The sequence below is a fragment of the Bacillus sp. 3255 genome (assembly GCF_031456485.1).
In the GTDB taxonomy this organism is placed as follows: Bacteria; Bacillota; Bacilli; order Paenibacillales; family NBRC-103111; genus Paenibacillus_E.
This window is the reverse complement of the sequence record NZ_JAVDUS010000019.1, coordinates 111,077-129,825: the sequence shown is the minus strand read 5'-3', so window position 1 is coordinate 129,825 and position 18,749 is coordinate 111,077. Positions and strand designations below refer to the sequence as shown.

The 18,749-nt window shown below is 51.8% G+C and carries 16 protein-coding genes; all 16 read left to right on the top strand.

Annotated elements, in window-relative coordinates; translation table 11 throughout:
* Positions 1 to 2: 2 nt before the first annotated feature.
* The 16 genes from J2X61_RS26150 (at position 3) to csaB (ending at position 18,747) form a co-directional block, all read left to right on the top strand.
* Positions 3 to 1,514: an NADH-quinone oxidoreductase subunit N gene (locus J2X61_RS26150; protein WP_274473092.1), complete on the top strand. Its 1,512-nt coding sequence runs from the start codon at positions 3 to 5 to the stop codon at positions 1,512 to 1,514.
* A 303-nt stretch (positions 1,515 to 1,817) separates the two neighbouring features.
* The gene (locus tag J2X61_RS26145) at positions 1,818 to 4,346 is read left to right on the top strand and encodes a S8 family peptidase (RefSeq protein ID WP_274473091.1); all 2,529 of its coding nucleotides are present in this window, start codon (positions 1,818 to 1,820) and stop codon (positions 4,344 to 4,346) included.
* A 19-nt stretch (positions 4,347 to 4,365) separates the two neighbouring features.
* Positions 4,366 to 4,626 (top strand): DUF1146 family protein, encoded by a 261-nt coding sequence (locus J2X61_RS26140; protein WP_274473090.1) that lies wholly within the window; start codon positions 4,366 to 4,368, stop codon positions 4,624 to 4,626.
* 197 nt (positions 4,627 to 4,823) lie between these two features.
* Complete coding sequence (gene murA, locus J2X61_RS26135) at positions 4,824 to 6,143, top strand: UDP-N-acetylglucosamine 1-carboxyvinyltransferase (RefSeq protein ID WP_274473155.1); 1,320 nt, start codon at positions 4,824 to 4,826, stop codon at positions 6,141 to 6,143.
* 676 nt (positions 6,144 to 6,819) lie between these two features.
* Positions 6,820 to 7,863 carry a stage II sporulation protein D gene (gene spoIID / locus J2X61_RS26130; RefSeq protein ID WP_310192022.1) on the top strand — a complete coding sequence of 348 codons (1,044 nt, stop codon included), beginning with the start codon at positions 6,820 to 6,822 and terminating at the stop codon, positions 7,861 to 7,863.
* Positions 7,864 to 7,944: 81 nt separating this feature from the next.
* Complete coding sequence (locus J2X61_RS26125) at positions 7,945 to 8,679, top strand: M23 family metallopeptidase (protein WP_274473088.1); 735 nt, start codon at positions 7,945 to 7,947, stop codon at positions 8,677 to 8,679.
* A 260-nt stretch (positions 8,680 to 8,939) separates the two neighbouring features.
* Positions 8,940 to 9,230 (top strand): sporulation transcriptional regulator SpoIIID, encoded by a 291-nt coding sequence (spoIIID, locus tag J2X61_RS26120; RefSeq protein ID WP_029195640.1) that lies wholly within the window; start codon positions 8,940 to 8,942, stop codon positions 9,228 to 9,230.
* 164 nt (positions 9,231 to 9,394) lie between these two features.
* Positions 9,395 to 10,393 carry a rod shape-determining protein gene (gene mreB, locus J2X61_RS26115; RefSeq protein WP_274473087.1) on the top strand — a complete coding sequence of 333 codons (999 nt, stop codon included), beginning with the start codon at positions 9,395 to 9,397 and terminating at the stop codon, positions 10,391 to 10,393.
* A 26-nt stretch (positions 10,394 to 10,419) separates the two neighbouring features.
* A complete protein-coding gene (locus J2X61_RS26110; protein ID WP_274473086.1) occupies positions 10,420 to 11,313 on the top strand; it encodes a flagellar hook-basal body protein in 894 nt (297 codons plus the stop codon).
* Between the two features lie 24 nt (positions 11,314 to 11,337).
* The gene (locus J2X61_RS26105; protein WP_310192018.1) at positions 11,338 to 12,204 is read left to right on the top strand and encodes a flagellar hook-basal body protein; all 867 of its coding nucleotides are present in this window, start codon (positions 11,338 to 11,340) and stop codon (positions 12,202 to 12,204) included.
* 26 nt (positions 12,205 to 12,230) lie between these two features.
* Positions 12,231 to 12,464 (top strand): DNA-directed RNA polymerase subunit beta, encoded by a 234-nt coding sequence (locus tag J2X61_RS26100; RefSeq protein WP_274473084.1) that lies wholly within the window; start codon positions 12,231 to 12,233, stop codon positions 12,462 to 12,464.
* A 100-nt stretch (positions 12,465 to 12,564) separates the two neighbouring features.
* On the top strand, positions 12,565 to 13,083 hold the full coding sequence (locus J2X61_RS26095) for a CDP-alcohol phosphatidyltransferase family protein (RefSeq protein ID WP_274473083.1): 519 nt from the start codon (positions 12,565 to 12,567) through the stop codon (positions 13,081 to 13,083).
* A 162-nt stretch (positions 13,084 to 13,245) separates the two neighbouring features.
* On the top strand, positions 13,246 to 13,674 hold the full coding sequence (gene fabZ / locus J2X61_RS26090; RefSeq protein ID WP_274473082.1) for a 3-hydroxyacyl-ACP dehydratase FabZ: 429 nt from the start codon (positions 13,246 to 13,248) through the stop codon (positions 13,672 to 13,674).
* Positions 13,675 to 13,698: 24 nt separating this feature from the next.
* Positions 13,699 to 15,402 (top strand): phospho-sugar mutase, encoded by a 1,704-nt coding sequence (locus J2X61_RS26085; RefSeq protein WP_396135505.1) that lies wholly within the window; start codon positions 13,699 to 13,701, stop codon positions 15,400 to 15,402.
* A 208-nt stretch (positions 15,403 to 15,610) separates the two neighbouring features.
* Entirely contained in the window at positions 15,611 to 17,659 is a 2,049-nt protein-coding gene (locus J2X61_RS26080) for a DUF5693 family protein (protein ID WP_310192011.1), read from the top strand.
* Positions 17,635 to 18,747: a polysaccharide pyruvyl transferase CsaB gene (gene csaB, locus J2X61_RS26075; protein ID WP_310192008.1), complete on the top strand. Its 1,113-nt coding sequence runs from the start codon at positions 17,635 to 17,637 to the stop codon at positions 18,745 to 18,747. The genes J2X61_RS26080 and csaB overlap by 25 nt, the downstream gene beginning before the upstream one ends.
* Positions 18,748 to 18,749 lie beyond the last annotated feature (2 nt).

Below are 18,749 nucleotides of genomic sequence, written 5' to 3'. Positions count from 1 at the left end.
CGGTGGAACAGCTTCGACTCCATGTCGCCGATTTAGTGCATCTGCTCCCTGAGCTTTCGCTGGTGGCCACCGCGATCATCCTATCTCTCTTGGATTTGATCCTGCCAAGCAGGTTAAGTCGTTCCATTATTGGATGGTTGACCTTGGTCGGCATTGTGATTTCCGCCGTATTCGTCGTGCTTCAATTGAATCCCGACGAAGCGGTTCAACTGCTGAACAACAGCTATCGGGTGGATGATTTCTCGAATCTGCTGAAATTGTTCACGCTGGCCGGCACCGGCTTCGTCGTACTGATGAGCTTAAGCTTCGTGAAGGAAGACGAAATCCCGCATGTCGGCGAATACTACTACTTCTATCTGCCTGCGGCGCTGGGCGCGATGGTGATGTCGTCATCCGGCGACCTCATCACGCTATATGTGGGATTAGAGCTGCTCAGCATTACCTCATATCTGCTCGTAGCGATGAAGAAGAAGGAAAGCAAGTCCAACGAAGGAGCCTTCAAATATTTGGTCATGGGCGGCGTTTCCTCCGCGATCATTCTATATGGCATGTCCTTCTTGTACGGCATGGTCGGATCGAGCAATCTCTCGCAGATTGGCGCTGCGCTCCCGTCACTCGTTGCGGCTTATGAGCCGCTGCTGTACGTCTCGTTCTTCCTGCTGCTGGCGGGCTTCGGCTTCAAAATCGCCGCCGCTCCGTTCCACAGCTGGGCACCGGATGTGTACCAAGGCGCACCGACGCCAGTGACGGCTTTCTTGGCCGTCGTTTCCAAAGGTGCGGGGTTCGCCATCCTATTCCGGGTATTCTACTTATTGTTCGGCTTTAGCTCCTTCGAAGATACGAAATTCCAGTCCGATGTGTTCCTTGCGATCTCCGTCATGGCTGCGATCGCGATGGTAACGGGTAATTTCATCGCGTTGAAGCAAACGAACATGAAAAGGCTGTTAGCGTACTCAGGTATCGCGAATGCGGGATATTTGCTGGTGCCGATCGGCACATACTTCTCAGGTACCCATTACGCGAACTTCTCTGAATTTATTTTCTATCTGATCGCGTACTTGTTTATGAACATCGGCGCGTTCGCCGTGCTGATGATTATCGAGCGTGCGGAAGGCCACACCGAGGCCAAAGGCTTCAGCGGCTTGTATTACCGGGCGCCATTCACAGCTGCCGCTATGGTGCTGATCGTGCTGTCCTTAGCCGGGATTCCCGTCTCCGGCGGATTCTTCGGAAAGCTCTACATCATTCTCGGCACGATGCAGACGCAGCAGTATTGGCTGGGCTCTCTGATGATCGCGACCAGCGTGGTCTCCCTCTATTACTACTTCGGCATCGTGCGCCAGATGTTCATGCGCAGCGATTATGAGTCTACCGAGGTGAAGGTACCGGCAGGTCTTGGCATCACCGTCTGGTTATGCGCTCTGATTGGTATAGCGCTAGGCTTCGTGCCGCATCTGGTGCTCAAAGGAATCGAGTCCATATTCATGCTTACGAAAGATTTTCTGATGATGTAATTTTTAAGCTTTCCCCGGTTCCGGCTGGGGAGAGCTTTTTTGTTTTTCACCTGTTATTTCCCGGGAAAAGCCCCTCGCTTGCATACTTCTTTCACCCTCTGGTAATTGCGTCCAAATTAAACACAAAACCCACAATTCCATGTAAAATAGACTGAAGTGGAAAAGCCCCTAATTTATTTTCAAAAGTTCTGAACTTTTTGCGAAGAAAATCCGTTATATGTATCGAGAACACGGGTAATGTGGTATAGATAGAGAAGGTAAAACGACCAAGACCATTACGAGAAAAAAGGAACTGTGATTTTCATGAAATTCATTCGACACGTATGGCTCATTGTTCTGATGGCGCTCCTAATGGAACTTGCCGTGATGGTCACGAAAGCGGAAGCGGCTTTCCCGGTATCGACGGATCCCATGAGGGTCAAACAGACCTACTTGGATATGATCCATATCGATCAAGCATGGGCTGCTGCAGGAGATACCCGTGCACCTATTGTTGTGGCTGTGGTGGATACAGGCGTTGATTTGACACATCCTGATTTAGTAGGAAATTTGGTGGAGGGCGTGAACTTGCTTCAGCCTTCGAAGAAGCCAATTGACGATAATGGACATGGAACGAATGTCGCAGGCATCATCGCAGCGTCCATGAATAACGATAAAGGGATTGCCGGCATCGCGCCTATCGCGAAGATCATGCCGATCAAGGCGCTGGAGGCCGATGGCACTGGCGGCGAAGCGAAGCTCGGGGAAGGGATCAAGTACGCCGTAGATCACGGCGCGAAGATCGTCGTGCTTTCCTTGGGTTTGAATAAATATTCCGATTATATGCAGGGAATTGTTCAGTACGCGGAAGATCACAATGTGCTGTTGGTAGCGGCTGTCGGGAATGAAGGCACCAGTGTCAAATACCCTGCTGCGTACCCTACGGTGCTGGCCGTTGGCGGCGTTACGGCCGACAAACAAGCGGATTCCCGGTCGAATTACGGACCGGAGCTGGATTTGGTAGCCCCGTGGGATGTATATACGACGGCGCTCGGAGGCGGCTATCAGTATCAGGACGGCAGCTCGATGTCTGCGCCGCAGGTGGCCGGAGCAGCCGCATTGGTGTGGAGCAAGTACCCCGCCATGAGTGCGTACCAAGTGCGTTCGCAGCTTGAACAAACGGCGGAGAATTTGACTTCCGACGGTTGGGATTCCAGAACCGGTTACGGTCTTCTGAGAGTGGATTTGGCGCTGACACAGCCTTATAATGAAGATCGTTTCGAACCTAATGATCATCAGAATCAAGCAGCTAAGCTTCCCGTACATACTTCCGTGAAAGCGGCGCTTTCCTCGGGGCGGGATGAGGATTGGTATGTCATCGATGCCGCCTACGACGGCTATATCGAGTTCTGGCTGCAGAACACGGACGCTTCGGGCATTCGGGTACGTTTTGATTCCGGCGAGACGTTCGTATCGAACAGCTCATCGGACGCGAGCCAACCTTACCGGGTGAAAGTAACGAAAGGTCTTACGTATGTGCAGCTTCAGAGCGTAGACGCTGCCCGGCAGACCGGGATCAGTTATAGCTTGCGAACGAATTTTGCCATTTATACCGATCCGTTCGAAGATAATGACAAGCAGTACAAAGCATTTGCATTGCCTGAACGGAGTCAAACGATTCGCGGAACCTTTCATGCGAAAGGGGACATCGACTGGTTCGTCCTGTCATTGACGCACTCAGGAACGATGCGGCTGAAACTGTCCGTGGATACGGGGCGCATCGATCCGATGCTCCTTTTCCAGAAAGAAGGGGAGAAATCGATCACGCTCGATCAAGGCGGCGACGGCGGTATCGAGGTCAGCTCCCAAATGGACGTTTTCCCGGGCCAGTACTATATTCGTGTCAGCAATGTGAAAGACTATTCGGAGCCGATTACAGGCGAATATACGCTTGAGATTGATTACGATCCGAAGCTGATCGATCCTAACGAACCTAACGACAAGTCGTATCAAGCGACTTTCGCCGCAATGAATTCGGTGTATGAAGGTTTGTTTAACAACAATGAAGACTTCGATTGGTTCCAATTCCGGATGGCTAAGAACGGACTCGCGCAAGTACGTCTTACGAACATTCCGGCATCCCGGACCATGTATGCCACACTGTACGACAGCTCTATGAAGCAATTAGGCTATTACCGCAATGAATACGGAACGGAACAGCTATTCGTTGAGAAGACGCTGGATGCTGGCACTTATTATATTAAGCTTCAAGCCAGCCAATGGTTCATGAGTCAGATGTACCGTCTCAAGATCGGCAGTTATACGCTGATTAGCGGCTATGCCGATATTGAAGGGCATTGGGCGCAAGAGGCCATCAGCAAGCTAACGGATCAAGGCGTGATTGGCGGATACGGCAATTATCGCTTTGCTCCGAATCAACCGATTACGCGCGCTGAAGCGGCGACAGTGCTTACTCGAGCTTTGAAGCTGACCAAGCGCAAAGAACTGAAGTTCAGCGACATGGACGCTTCGCACTGGGCTTACGAATACGTAGCCAAAGCGCTGCAAGCGGATATCGTGTCCGGGTACCCGGGCGGCACCTTCGGACCTGACCGCACCCTGACCCGCATGGAAATGACGCAAATGCTTGCCCGCAGCATGAATATGACAGGGAAGAAGCGGGGCAACTCTCCTTTTAGCGATGTCGATGAGTCCTATTGGGGGGTTGGGATCTTGAAACAAATGTACGCGGACGGTTGGATTACCGGCTACGCGGACGGAACTTTCCAGCCCGACGGGCAGGCTTCGCGCGCCGAGTTCGTCTCGATGCTGGCGAAAGTCTTGAATCGGTAGAACCGAGAAGGAGTGACCTATGGGAGAAACGGACAAATGGAATGAAGCGGCGAAGTATGCTTCGGTCATGAATATGGTTGATATCGTTGTGTATATTATCTGCATCGGTTTGGCCTGGTGGGCGCTGCAGGCGTTCCGCTTCGATGTGCTGCTTAAGCAGCCGAAAGGTGCCCAAGCGATCATGCTGCAGATCCTGCTTGCGATCGGACTCGGGCAATTGGTAGCCAGCTTTTTCATTCAGTATTTGGGTCTCTCCATGGGCTTCGGCCGGATGTTTTAATTCCAAAACTCGAATAATGCATTAAAATGTTGTCAACAATGGATAGTAGAACGGATCGAAAATGAAGATCCTGTTCGAACTCTATGTAGATGTGCGCGAATGCCAAAAGAACACAGTTGTAACTATGTAGCTTGAGATGATAAACTTAGAAAATGTGTGAAACCTTGTAATTAAAATAAGTGCGCGGAGGGACCATGATGAGCAAAATTATCGTCCGCGGTGGCCGAAAGCTAGCTGGCAATGTGAAAATCAACGGAGCGAAAAATGCGGTTCTGCCGATTATTGCAGCTTCCATTCTGGGGTCGGAAGGTGAAAGCGTCATCCACGATGCGCCTCCCCTTGACGATGTACTAGTCATTAATAAAGTATTGCAAAGCTTAGGCATTCAAGTGGCCTATGACCGTCAAGTTATTCGTGTTTGTGCAGAAAGCATTGACACCTGTGAAGCATCCTACGATTTAGTCCGTAAAATGAGAGCCTCTTTCCTTGTGATGGGTCCGCTTCTCGCCAGACGGGGCCAAGCGAGAATTTCGCTGCCGGGCGGCTGTGCGATCGGTACGAGGCCAATTGATCAGCATCTCAAAGGCTTTGAAGCCATGGGCGCCGAGATCGAGCTTGGACAGGGGTATATTGAGGCCAGAGTGAAGGGGCGCCTGAAGGGTGCCAAAATTTATCTGGATGTCGCCAGCGTAGGCGCAACCGAGAATATTATGATGGCAGCCACGCTCGCGGAAGGCACGACCATCATCGAGAATGCCGCCAAAGAGCCGGAAATTGTCGATTTGGCGAACTATTTGAATGCCATGGGCGCCACGATTCGCGGCGCGGGCACAGGCGTTATTCGCATTGAAGGCGTAGAGAAACTTCGTGGGGCCGTACATACGGTAATACCGGATCGCGTAGAAGCAGGTACATATATGATCGCTGCGGCTATTACGGGCAGCGAGCTGTACATGGAAGGCGCTATTGGTGACCATCTTCGTCCCGTCATTTCCAAAATGCAAGAAATGGGCGTCGTCATCGAGGAAGATGAGAATGGCATTCGTGTGCGCGGAGGCGGAACGCTGCGTGCGGTTGACGTGAAGACGCTGCCGTACCCGGGCTTCCCGACCGATATGCAGTCGCAAATGATGGCGCTGCTGATGGTGGCGGACGGAACAAGTCTTGTCACGGAAACCGTGTTCGAGAACCGGTTCATGCACGTGGAGGAATTCGCGAACATGAACGCGCATATTAAAGTCGATGGCCGCACTGCTATTGTCAGCGGGAACGCCAAGCTGCAGGGCGCGAAAGTATGCGCGACCGACCTGCGTGCGGGAGCTGCGCTTATTTTGGCGGCGCTGGCAGCGGAAGGTGAAACCGAGATTACCGGGGTTCACCATATTGATCGCGGATATGTCGATATTACCGAGGTATTGCGAGGTTTGGGCGCCGATATTTGGCGGTCGGTTCCGCAGCAAGTGGAACAGGAAACGGCGGAACTGGGATTCTTCAATATCCAGCCGACATTAGCATAGGATGAATAGAGAACCGTCGGAGGAATCCGGCGGTTTTTTTGTTGGGATAGATCATCCCACAACTCCTGCACGAAAGTGCGGTGGTACGAAACTATTTAGCCTGCAACGATGTCAAATACCGTTGCTACGTGGTGCGAGCGGCCGCAGTATGGATGGGAGCGGAAATGTGATGCGCTATTTTACTTCCAAACAGCTGTTTGGGTAGGGAAGGGGAAATAGGATACGTTATTTCACCGTTTTGCGCTATGATGTCAGCTTTCTTTGGCAAATAAGACACTGTATTTCCGCTTTGATGCCGATAATCGCTGATTTGATCCAAATAAGAGCTTGTATTTCCGTTTCACGATCCATAACCGTACCGGAAACGATAGGACTCCGGAAGGTATGCCCGGAGAAGACGCTCGAGGACCGCGGACCAAATATGCCCGGATCGTTTGAACTTTTTGCCAGCTGTTCTATTCCCGTTTCGACCATTGTATGTAGAATCCTATACTCAATAGACAAGCAAATTCATATAAATGTTGCATTGCTCCATGAAGAAATCCCCACTTAACCAGGCCTATCATCTAATCCCTATGTTGATTCCCCCCTTTGTTCTATTCTACCAACACCTCTCATAAGCTAAGTCATACCAAAATACCTGCTAGCAAACGCGCTTATGGAGGCTGCTGAGACGATGTTGAAGAAGAAACGTGTTCCTGGCCGCGGGGTCATCCTCTGGATGGCTGTTTGTTTATCTTCTATGCTTTGTGTCACCATTCTTGTTCCCGGATTGCTAGTCAAGAAGATTCCGGACGATGATGCCGTGCCCCCTGTCAGGGTGGCGGCAGATCAAGAGACGGTTGCGCAGCAAGGGTTGATGATTCCTGTTTATTTGACGAAGAAGTCGGTTGTCGAGAAGGTACCGCTGGAGCAGTATGTGCAAGGCGTCCTGGCTGCGGAAATGCCCGTCGAATTCGAGCTGGAGGCGCTCAAAGCGCAGGCGATGGCCGCCAGAACGTATGTGGTTCGCCGGGTGCTGGATAAGGATTACAGCAATATGCCTGTCGATGATGCGCTTGTCACCGATACGACCGCTCATCAAGCCTATCTCACGGATCAAGAGCTGAGAGAAAGATGGGGCTCAGGTACCTATGAAACGAATATGGCCAAAATCGCTAGAGCGGTGAATGAGACGAAAGATATGATTCTCACCTATGAGCATAAGCCTATTAATGCTACTTTTTTCTCGACAAGCAATGGATTTACCGAGAATTCAGAGGACTATTGGCCGTTCATGAGCCCTTATTTACGCAGTGTGCCCAGCCCCTGGGACGTAAAGCTCTCGTCGCGCTACAAAGAAACGGTAGATTTCACTTATAAAAGCCTGCTGCAAAAGCTAGGGGTTACGAGCATTGCCACGACAGGGACTGGGGCGAAAAGCATGAAGGTACTGGAATGGTCGGCGGGACATCGCATCAAAAAGATGGCGATAGGCGGCAAGACCTTCTCCGGCCGAGAGGTGAGAGAGAAGCTAGGCTTGGCTTCCTCGCAATTTGCTTGGACATGGTCCGGCTCCAAGATTACCTTTACGACGTACGGCTACGGCCACGGCGTGGGTCTCAGCCAATGGGGGGCTAATGGAATGGCCAAGGAGGGCAAGACGGCGGAGCAAATCGTCACCTACTACTACACGGGAATTTCTATCGAACGAGCGACGCCTTTTCTGCAAAAATCCTAATTTCACACGTTTCTATAAAAATATCTTTCTTCAAGTATAAAACCTTTAAATGTGTCAAGAATGGTTGATGAGGTGATAACCATGAATGATCAAAACAAAGGTTTTCAAAAAGAAGAAGCTCCTAAAACTGTTCAAGGAGCACAAGGTAGTCCATCCGCATGGAAGAAGTTGCTTGCTAAAAAATGGGTATTCCCAGCGACGTATGTGGCAGCAGCGGCAATTATCTTAACCTTAATGTGGGTGTACCAGGACGCAGGCACCAAATCAGTCAGCCAAGAAGATCTGGGCATTAAGGTTAGCAGCAACGATGAGCAAGCGCCGGACAATGCGAAAGACGGAGCGGTTGCCGTTAACGCTCAGGCAGAGACCATGCAATGGCCGGTAAAAGACAGAGCAGCTCTTGACGTTTCCGTACCTTTCTACGACACAAATGCAACCAATGAAGTGAAACAGGCGGCTATGATTCAGTATGGCGATCAATTGACGCCGCACACAGCCATCGATTTGAAAGCCAAAGATGGTTCCGCATTCGATGTATTGGCCGCTCTGAGCGGGAAAGTAACGGCAGTCGAGCAAAATCCGGTTGTCGGCAGCCTTGTCGAAATTACACACAGCAACGGTTTGATCTCCGTGTACCAAAGCTTGGCTGAAGTGAAAGTAACCAAAGGCGCTGAAGTGAAGAAGGGCGACGTCATCGCGAAAGCGGGACGCAACGAATTCGAGAAGGAAGACGGCGTGCACCTGCACTTCGAAGTTCGTCAAGCGGCCGACAATGCAGCGGTCAATCCGGAAACGATTTTGAACGCGAAACAGTAAGAGCCTACATAGATGGAGGGCAGCGGGTATATCCCGCTGCTTTTTTGTATTGCCTAGGCGTGCTGCATCTCCTCGGCTTTGGCCCCGCGGCGAAGTGCGAAATAGCTCGTCCTTCCGAAATAAGACCGCAAAAGCCCTTATTTCCTGATTTTTTCGAAAATAAATATGGGAAATGGGCTTGTCAGGCTTGGTTACGTAGAATATCTAGTCATGCCCCTCATATACTTTACCAAACTATCTCGAGTAGGGAGGCGAGGGGATTGCACGATTACATCAAAGAGCGGACCATTAAGATTGGGACCTGTATCGTCGAGACCAAGAATACGGTTCGCACCATTGCGAAGGAATTCGGCGTTTCCAAGAGCACGGTGCATAAGGATCTAACGGAAAGACTTCCGGAAATCAACCCGGACCTGGCCAACCAGGTGAAGCACATTTTGGAGTATCACAAGTCCATCAGGCACCTTAGAGGAGGAGAAGCGACGAAAATCAAGTATCGGAAGACGCGTAACCCGAAGCATTCCGAAAACCTGGTCACTGTTAAATCCTGAATATACCTTCATCCCGGCGGTTTCCTATAACTGGACATGTCGAAATTTCACGGAAAAAGAGGAAATAATGCATTTGCAGCGAATTTAGCTTATAATTAGAACTATCTATAAGAGAGCCGGTTCTTCGCGGGATGGACGGTAGATTTAGGGAGGATTAACTTGAAATGTTCAGCAAGGATATAGGAATAGATCTCGGCACGGCAAATGTGCTCATTCATGTGAAAGGACGCGGCGTTGTGCTCGATGAGCCATCTGTAGTAGCGATTGAAAGCGATACGAAACGCGTGCTTGCTGTAGGAGAAGAAGCTTTCCGCATGGTCGGTAGAACTCCGGGCAACATCATCGCGATTCGCCCATTGAAAGATGGCGTTATCGCTGACTTTGATATTACGGAAATGATGTTAAAGCATTTTATTGCCAAAGTGGGGGGCAAGAACTGGTATTCGCATCCGCGCATCCTGATCTGCGCCCCTACCAACATCACCTCTGTCGAGCAGAAGGCGATCCGCGAAGCGGCTGAGCGCAGCGGCGCCCGGGAGGTATTCATGGAAGAGGAGCCGAAGGCGGCGGCAATTGGCGCCGGAATGGACATCTTCCAGCCTAGCGGCAACATGGTTGTAGATATTGGCGGAGGGACGACGGATGTGGCCGTGCTGTCCATGGGCGACATCGTCACCTCCTCCTCCATTAAGATCGCAGGCGACAAGTTCGACATCGCCATTACGAAGTATATCAAGAATAAGTACAAGCTGCTTATCGGTGAACGGACAAGCGAGGACATTAAGCTGAAGATCGGTACGGTATATCCACACGGCAGAGATCAGGAGATGGATATTCGCGGCAGAGATATGGTTTCCGGATTGCCTCTTACGATCACCATTCATTCCAGTGAAGTGCAAGAAGCGCTGTGGGATCCGGTTTCATCCATCGTGACAGCGGCGAAGAGCGTTCTGGAGCGCACACCGCCGGAATTATCCGCGGATATTATCGACCGCGGGGTCATTCTGACGGGCGGCGGCGCCTTGCTGCACGGTCTGGATCAATTGTTGGCGGACGAGCTGAAGGTTCCGGTGCTAATCGCGGAAGACCCGATGTCCTGTGTTGTGAAGGGCACAGGGATTATGCTCGATAACTTGGACAAGGTGTCCAAACGTAAAATCTGATCCGATATTAACCAAGAGGTGAACACATGTTAAGAGGACTGTATACCGCGGCGGCAGGCATGATCTCCGAGCAGCGCAGACACGATACGATTACGAATAATATTGCCAACATTAACTCCCCTGGTTTTAAGCAGGGCAATGCCTTGTCACGCTCGTTTCCGGAGATGCTGATTTCCACGATACGCGGTGGACAAGGTGCCTCGACGGCTCCCCTTGGGCGGATGAGTTTAGGCGTATTCTCGGAGGAGAGCATTTCCGTTCACGCGCAAGGCGACCTGCAGGAAACGCAAAATCCTTTCGATTTCGCCCTCGTCTCCAACATCCAAGTGCCGGGTATGACGTTTGACGCATCCGGCAAGTACGTGAACGGGGACGGCGAGCGCACGTTCCAGCCGCAAGCGTTGTTCACGGTGTTGAACGCCGAGGGAGAGCAGCGTTACTCCTTGAACGGTAAGTTTACCGTGGATACGACCGGACAGTTAGTGAATGCGAACGGCAACCAGGTACTGGGCCGCGATGGACAACCTCTGCTCCTTATTGACGGAGCGGGCCAGCCGATTCATTCCTTCAAGGTGACGGACAAGGGCGAGTTCCTTGATGCCAACGGCCTGCCGCTGCTGAATGCGGCCGGGCAGCCAATCGCGCTTATGCTCTCTCGCGCGGAGAATCCGAATTTGCTGCTGCGGGAAGGCAATGGCTTGCTGCGGATTAATCCGGGTGATGAAGCTACGGTGACGCAGGTGGCTGCAGGCGATCAAGTTGAAGTTCGCCAAGGCTTCATCGAGCGTTCCAACGTCGATTCTGCGCAATCGATGGTCGACATGATGTCGGCGCTGCGCGCTTATGAAGCGAACCAGAAAGTCATTCAATCTTACGACAAAAGTATGGATAAGGCCGCGAACGATGTAGGACGCGTCTAATCCGGCTGGCGAAGGGGCTAAACCATGAACAATTCCATGATCAACTCATCGGTATCCATGCACAGCTTACAGCAGAAGCTGGATATTCTATCCAATAACATAGCGAACGTCAATACGAACGGCTTCAAGAAGAAAGAAGCTTCATTCGAGGACGTTCTTACGAATGTGAAAGCCCAGCCGGAGGGCTTCCGACAGCAAGGCCGGTTCTCTCCGCTCGGCTTCAACCAAGGTTGGGGTTCCAAGCTCGTCCAGATCCAGACGAATCTCGCACAAGGGCCAATGCAGTCTACGGGCAACGTAACGGATTTCGCGATTCAGGGCGACGGATTGTTCGAAGTGATGATCAGCAAGCTGGATGCGAACGGCAATCCCGTGCTCCAGCCGGCATGGACACGCAACGGTGCTTTCGATTTATCGCCTGATGCGAATGGCGACACGGTGCTAACGACCAAAGGCGGACATCTCGTTACCGGTACCGACGGCAATCCGATCCGTATTCCTGCCGGGTTCCGACCTGTCGTTGAGCAGGATGGCTCCATTAAGGGATATAGCGAGCAGGATCCGAGCGCGGAGCCGCTTAATTTGGGCCAGATCAAGCTGGTGCGCGTTGTGCGTCCTCAGCTTCTGCAAGATGCGGGAGATAACCTTTATGCGCTTCCGGCGGGGATTACAGAAGCAGAGAAGGCGAATATTTTGCAGAACGTGAATCCGGGTCTGGATACATCGAATAATCGGGTTACTCTGATGCAAGGATATTTGGAGCAGTCGAACGTCACGCTGGCCGATGAAATGACGGATCTGGTGATGGTTCAGCGAGCGCTTCAATTGAATTCCCGCGCGATTACATCGTCCGATCAGATGATGAACATCGCCAACAACTTGCGCGCCTGATTGTAGAAAGGGAGGGATAGGGCTTCATGTCAGACAAGCCTGCTCCGAACAAGTCGGCTCCAAAGAAGAAGGCAACAAGGCCGAAATGGCAGAACATCATATGGCGTATTTTCAAAATCATTCGTATACCCGTTCTTTGCGTGCTGGCCATCTATATCGGATTATGGATCGGCTATACCAAGCTGGGTCATCAGCCGGCCGCGGAGATCTTCCATATCAGCACTTGGCGGCACTTATACGATTTGGTATTTGCGAATTAATTCAAACTCCCGCATTGGGAGTTTTATTTTTGTGTCTGCAAATGTATAATGAATGAAGGCTCTTTGTCAGATACCAGATATTAGGCGCAGGAGGGGTACTTTGAATATACCGAACATGCTCACCATCAGCAGGTTTGTTCTGATCCCTGTGTACCTCGTCATCTTTTTTGGCGGCCATATTCAGATTGCTTTCCTGATCTTATTGGCAGCGGGTCTTACCGATATCTTGGACGGATATATCGCCAGAACACGCGGTTTGATTACACCTGCTGGGGTTATGCTGGATCCTCTAGCGGATAAATGCATGATGATTGCGGTCATTCTGTCTCTGCTCATCACGGAGATGATTCCGTGGCAAGCGGCGGTTGCCATATTTATTCGGGATCTAGGCATGATCATAGGCTCGGCCTTCTTTCACTTCAGGGGCAAATTGACCGTTCCTGCCAATGTGATGGGGAAATTAACGACCGTACTGTATTATCTCGCTATTCTCTTCATCGTTTTCCATTTAGAATTCGCGATTACCTACTTGTGGTTTGTGATCGGCGTTTCCTTCTTAACTTCCTTCATCTATATTTTTCAATTCCTGTTGTTAAACCGGGGGGCCAAGTCCAAATAGAGCCAAATATAAAAAGAGCTTATACACCGGACTGTGCACAGTCCTAAGGATATAAGCTCCTCCTATATGAACCTTCACTTCTGCAGTTAATGAAGGGACACTTGTATTGTAAGTGATTACCTTGTATTTTATACAAGCAACTTGAAAGGAGCATGAATTACTATGCTAGATATCAACCAAATCCAAGAGATCATTCCACACCGTCCTCCTTTCCTGCTCGTCGACCGCATTCTGGAAGTAGAAGAAGGCGTAAGAGCGGTAGGTATCAAAAATGTAACGATCAACGAACCGTTTTTTGCGGGACATTTCCCAGGCTACCCGGTTATGCCGGGGGTTCTGATTATCGAAGCTTTGGCACAAGTCGGCGCTGTGGCCGTGCTCTCGATGCCGGAGTATAAAGGCAAGATCGGCTTGTTCGCCGGCGCAGACGGCATTCGGTGGCGCCAGCAGGTCGTGCCGGGCGATACGCTAACGTTAGAAATGACCATTACCCGGGTCAAAGGAACGATTGTCAAAGGACAAGCTGTAGCGAAGGTAGGCGAGAAAGTGGTAGTCGAAGGCGAGCTTATGTTCGCCCTTGCTAATAAATAACCCATAGATAAAAAGGAGATGAACCTGACAACTATGACGCGTGTACAAACTGAGTATGAATTATGGCTAAACGATCCAGCAGTGGATGCCGAAACAAAGAAGGAACTGCAAGCCATTCGGGAAGATGAGAAAGAAATTGAGGATCGCTTTTATAAAGATCTCGAATTTGGAACAGGTGGACTTCGCGGCGTGATTGGCGCTGGAACGAACCGAATCAATGTATACACCGTTGGACGCGCAAGCCAAGGATTGGCCCAATATGTGAATGGTACAGGGGTACCAAGCCCATCCATTGTCTTGGCTTACGATTCACGTCATATGTCGCCTGAGTTCGCTTTAGAAGCCGCCCTGGTCTTCGCAGGCAACGGTATCAAGGCTTATTTATTCCAGACGCTGCATGCAACGCCGCAGCTGTCATTCGCCGTGAGGTATTTGGGAGCAACAGCAGGTGTTGTTGTGACAGCCAGTCATAACCCGCCGGAATATAATGGATACAAAGTATATGGATCAGACGGCGGACAGCTTGTCCCTGAATTTGCGGAGCAAGTCATTGCGCAAGTGCAGAGCATCAATTCCTTCGATAAAGTGAAGAAGCTGAGCCGGCAGGAAGCCGAAGCGCAAGGTCTTCTTGTTTGGCTGGGCGAAGATGTTGATCAAGCCTACATACAAGCTGTATCCGCGATCAGCCAGAATCCGGACGTAATTAAGGAAATTAACGATGATTTCCGTATCGTCTTCACACCGCTGCACGGAGCGGGTAACATCCCGGTAAGGGAAGTACTGAAAGCCGTAGGCTTCGAACAAGTTCGCGTCGTTGCCGAACAGGAGCAGCCGGATGCGCAGTTCTCGACCGTGAAGTCGCCGAATCCGGAGGAGCGGGAAGCCTTCACGCTGGCGATCGCCCAGGCGAAGGCGTGGGATGCCGATATCATTATCGGAACCGATCCGGATGCAGACCGCATGGGTGCGGTGGTCAAAGATTCGAACGGTGAGTATTTCGTTCTGACCGGCAACCAGTCCGGGGCTATTATTGTTAATTATCTTTTATCTTCTTTGAAAGAACGCGGGAAATTGCCGGAGAACGGCGTAGTTGTCAAAACGATCGTCACGAGCGAGATGGGTGCGGTCATCGCTGGGCATTATGGTATCCCTACATTAAATACTTTGACCGGCTTCAAATATATCGGAGAGAAAATGTCCCAATTCGACAAGACGGGAGAGCACACTTTCCTGTTCGGGTACGAGGAAAGTTACGGTTATTTGGCAGGCGACTATGCCCGTGACAAGGATGCGGTTATCGCTGCCATGCTGATTGCTGAAGCGGCTGCTTACTATAAGAAGCAAGGCAAGACTTTATATGAAGTGCTGCAAGGGCTGTACGAATCCTTTGGCTACTTTTTGGAAAAGCTTGAATCAAGGACGCTCAAAGGGAAAGATGGCGTGGAACAAATTGGACGCATGATGGAAGCTTGGAGAACCAACCCTCCGGCCGAAATCGGCGGCACGCGCGTAACCGAAATGGAAGACTACGCCAAGGGCGTGAATGGCCTTCCGCTCGAGAATGTGCTGAAGTTCAAGCTGGAGGACGGCTCTTGGTTCTGCTTACGCCCGTCCGGAACAGAGCCGAAGATCAAGTTCTATTTCGCGGTGAAAGGGTCGAGCGCTGCAGAGGCCTCGAACCAAATGGAACGCAACGTTCAGTACGTACTTAGCCGTGTAGACGGATAATGAAATAGGATCACTGGAACCTCTTCAGAACCTAAGTCAGGGATAGGTCGTCTAATGAATAGATGGAAACAATCCGCATTCATTTGGCCTGCTTGCCCGAGAGAAGGTGCTGGAGGGGTTTTCGAGTGTGTATGGGTGTAGGGAGGATGTAGGGCCCAGGGCCTGAATGTGCAACAGGAAAGTAAATGCTCTAAGGAGTGGACAATTGGTGAATTGGTATAAAACTTGGAATAACCCGCTCAAAAACGTGCTGTGGTGGCTCGTCATTATCGGCATGTTGGGTTCTCTGCCGCTGGCGTTTACCCGCAACCAAACGGAGACATCGACCAAGAACGTGGAATTCGTTTTCGATTACCGCGACTTGTTAGATATTTCTGATGTGCAGACGAATCCCCAGAGCTTCGTCACGGAGCAGCTCAAAAATATGAAGGCTGCGGGCATCGGCTCGATGGCAGTCTATGAGAGCACGCTGGCTGAATTCAAAGAAAGCCGGCATATTGAAATGTTCAACTCCCGGGACGCTGCAGCTCTCATGCAAACCTTCGGCGACCCGAACGAGAATTACACGTACGTATTGTTTAAGGATAGTGCGACGCAGCAAAAGCTGGAGCCGCTCATCCGGAAATCGTTCTCCGATCTGAACGTCGGCCTGAAGCCGTGGAGCTTCAAGAACCGCAACGGACTCATCATCCAAATGAGTATGGACGAAGCTTCGATTAAGGGGATGGACCCGGATCCGATTGCGCTGCAAATGCTGAAGGAGCAAGGGTTCCAAATCGTTATCCGCCTGTCGAACCGCCGTCCGTTCGTCACGAACGAGATGGATAAGTTCTTGAAGTCGATGTACGATCTCGGCGTCAGACGTATCATCGTGGACGGCAACGAGGTTCCCGGCTATACAGAAGAGGACACGGAAGTTAATCTGAACAAAATGGCGGATCTCCTCAACAAGAACGGTATCGGCTTGGCCGCTATCGAACTGCTGAAGGAACCGCAGAAAGGGTTCAGCACCTTAGCGAAGCAAACGAATTACAATGTCGTCCGCCTGCACTCCTTCACGGAGAAAGACGGTGAGAAATTAACCGAACCGCTGAAGAAAGCGGAGCTGGAAGACCGCATCCAGGGCGTTGCGGACCGTTTCGTGCTAGCGGTGAAGGACCGGAATATTCGGATGGTGTTCCTAAACGCGAAGCCGGTGAAGAGCTTGGATAAAGGCAAGCTGGTAGATCCGCTCTCCGCTTACTATGAGAGCTTGCAAGGCAAGGACGGAGCGATACCGCGCATTCAGAAGGCCGGATTCACATTGGGCTCGGCAAAGCCGTTCGAAGTGGAAACGACGGGTTGGCAGAAAGCGGCCAGCGCGTTCATGCTGATTGGCGGTCTTAGCTTGATCGTGCTTATGATCTCCTTCTTCATTCCCGAAGCTACACTCATATTCTTCGTGCTTGGCTTACTGGGACTAGTAGCGATCCATACGTTGTCGGCGAATCTGTATGCGCAGGGTCTCGCCTTAGGTGCTGCAATCTCCGCACCGAGCATCGCGATTATGATGGCGATCCGTACCGTTCGTTCCGGAGCCGCGGCGAAGTGGAGGTCGGGTATTGCCTTCGCGCTCTGGACCCTGATCAAAACCTCGGCGATATCGCTGATCGGGGTCGTCTATGAAGTAGCGCTTCTCAACCACGTTACGTATTTGCTCGTTCTGCAGCAGTTCCGCGGCGTAGGCGTGCTGCATTTGCTGCCGATCGCGATTGCAGGCATCTACCTGCTGTTCTTTAGCGAAAACAATACGTATAGAGATAAAATCACGCAAATCCGCCGTATCCTGAATTCGTTCATTAGCGTTCTGTGGGTAGTCATTGCAGGCATCGGCCTGGCGGCGATCTTCTATTACTTGTCCCGTACAGGCAATGAAGGACAGGCCTCCACGGTGGAGAAGCTGTTCCGCTCGTTCCTGGAGAACACGCTGGGCGTGCGTCCGCGGACGAAAGAGTTCCTGGTCGCTCATCCGCTGTTCTTCCTTGGCGCCTATCTGGCAGTTCGTTATAAGCATGCCGTGTACTTGATTTTCATCGGTGTTATCGGACAACTGTCCATCGTTGACACGTTCGCGCACTTGCATACACCGCTTCATATCTCATTGATCCGTATCTCCTATGGGATCTTCTTCGGAGCCATCATCGGCCTGATTCTGATTGCAGCATGGGAAATTATCACAAGGAGTTGGAAACGTTGGGTGCCAGAGTTGTCAAAATAGCGCTATCCGGCTACTACGGCTTCGATAATAGCGGAGATGAGGCTGTGCTTCAGTCGATTCTGTTCGCATTGCAGGAGCAGGGGCGGGAGCAGGGCTTACAGATCGAGCCGATCGTACTGTCGGCCGATCCGGAGAAAACATCGGCGATGTACGGCGTTAAGGCTTACCATCGCATGAAGCCCGGCGCGCTTCTTCGCGCGCTGCGGGAAGCGGACGGTCTCATCAGCGGCGGCGGCAGCTTATTGCAGGATGCGACCAGCTCGAAGACCATCCCTTATTACTTGGCTGTACTGAAGATCGCCCAGTGGCTCGGCAAGCCCACTTTCATCTATTCGCAGGGCATCGGCCCGGTGAACCGCCGGATGTTCGACGGCTGGATCCGCAGCGTGTTCAAGCGTTGCGCCTATGTATCCGTCCGCGACACGGAGTCCGCGGAGCTGCTGGCCTCGATGCGCCTCCCGCGGGAGCGCATCACGGTCGTGCCCGACCCGGTCATGGGCCTGCCGCTGCGCGGCGGGGCTGGAGCTCACGGGTCGGCGGAGGAGGGTGTGCGGACGGTTGGCGTGTCCGTCCGCTTCTGGAACGAGGACCGCTCGGAGCTGGAAGCTCTCTCGCGGTCCTTGGCAAAGCTGCTCGCAGCCGACACCGGTGTGCGGCTGCGGTTCTTGCCCTTCCACCTCCCGTCGGATGAGGTGGCCTCGCAGTACGTGATCGATCGGCTTGGCGATCACGGAGGGCGGGTGGAGATGGTGCCGGGCATCGTCCATCCGCAGGATATGCTCGCGCAGGTCGCGGCGTGCGACCTGCTGATCGGGATGAGGCTGCATTCCTTGATTTATGCAGCCTCGCAGTATGTGCCTATGGTGGGCATCTCGTACGATCCGAAGATCGACCAGTTCCTCCATAGGCTTGGCATGAAGGCCGCGGCATCGACCGTGAGCTTCGATGCCGACGCCCTTGCCCAGGAGGCGCTGGGCCTCCTGAACGGCTCCAGCGCTTGGGCGGCGTCCAAGCGAGCCGCGATTGAGGAGCTTAAGGCGCAGGCTCAGCTGCCTGCGAATCGGATCGTATCATTTTACAGAAAATAAAA

What these genes read in the sequence shown, in the direction of transcription:
- murA (WP_274473155.1), top strand. Translation starts at nt 4,824, where the DNA reads ATGAGCAAAATTATCGTCCGCGGTGGCCGAAAGCTAGCTGGCAATGTG.
- J2X61_RS26140 (WP_274473090.1), top strand. Translation starts at nt 4,366, where the DNA reads ATGGGAGAAACGGACAAATGGAATGAAGCGGCGAAGTATGCTTCGGTC.
- spoIID (WP_310192022.1), top strand. Translation starts at nt 6,820, where the DNA reads ATGTTGAAGAAGAAACGTGTTCCTGGCCGCGGGGTCATCCTCTGGATG.
- fabZ (WP_274473082.1), top strand. Translation starts at nt 13,246, where the DNA reads ATGCTAGATATCAACCAAATCCAAGAGATCATTCCACACCGTCCTCCT.
- J2X61_RS26125 (WP_274473088.1), top strand. Translation starts at nt 7,945, where the DNA reads ATGAATGATCAAAACAAAGGTTTTCAAAAAGAAGAAGCTCCTAAAACT.
- J2X61_RS26145 (WP_274473091.1), top strand. Translation starts at nt 1,818, where the DNA reads ATGAAATTCATTCGACACGTATGGCTCATTGTTCTGATGGCGCTCCTA.
- J2X61_RS26105 (WP_310192018.1), top strand. Translation starts at nt 11,338, where the DNA reads ATGAACAATTCCATGATCAACTCATCGGTATCCATGCACAGCTTACAG.
- J2X61_RS26100 (WP_274473084.1), top strand. Translation starts at nt 12,231, where the DNA reads ATGTCAGACAAGCCTGCTCCGAACAAGTCGGCTCCAAAGAAGAAGGCA.
- mreB (WP_274473087.1), top strand. Translation starts at nt 9,395, where the DNA reads ATGTTCAGCAAGGATATAGGAATAGATCTCGGCACGGCAAATGTGCTC.
- J2X61_RS26110 (WP_274473086.1), top strand. Translation starts at nt 10,420, where the DNA reads ATGTTAAGAGGACTGTATACCGCGGCGGCAGGCATGATCTCCGAGCAG.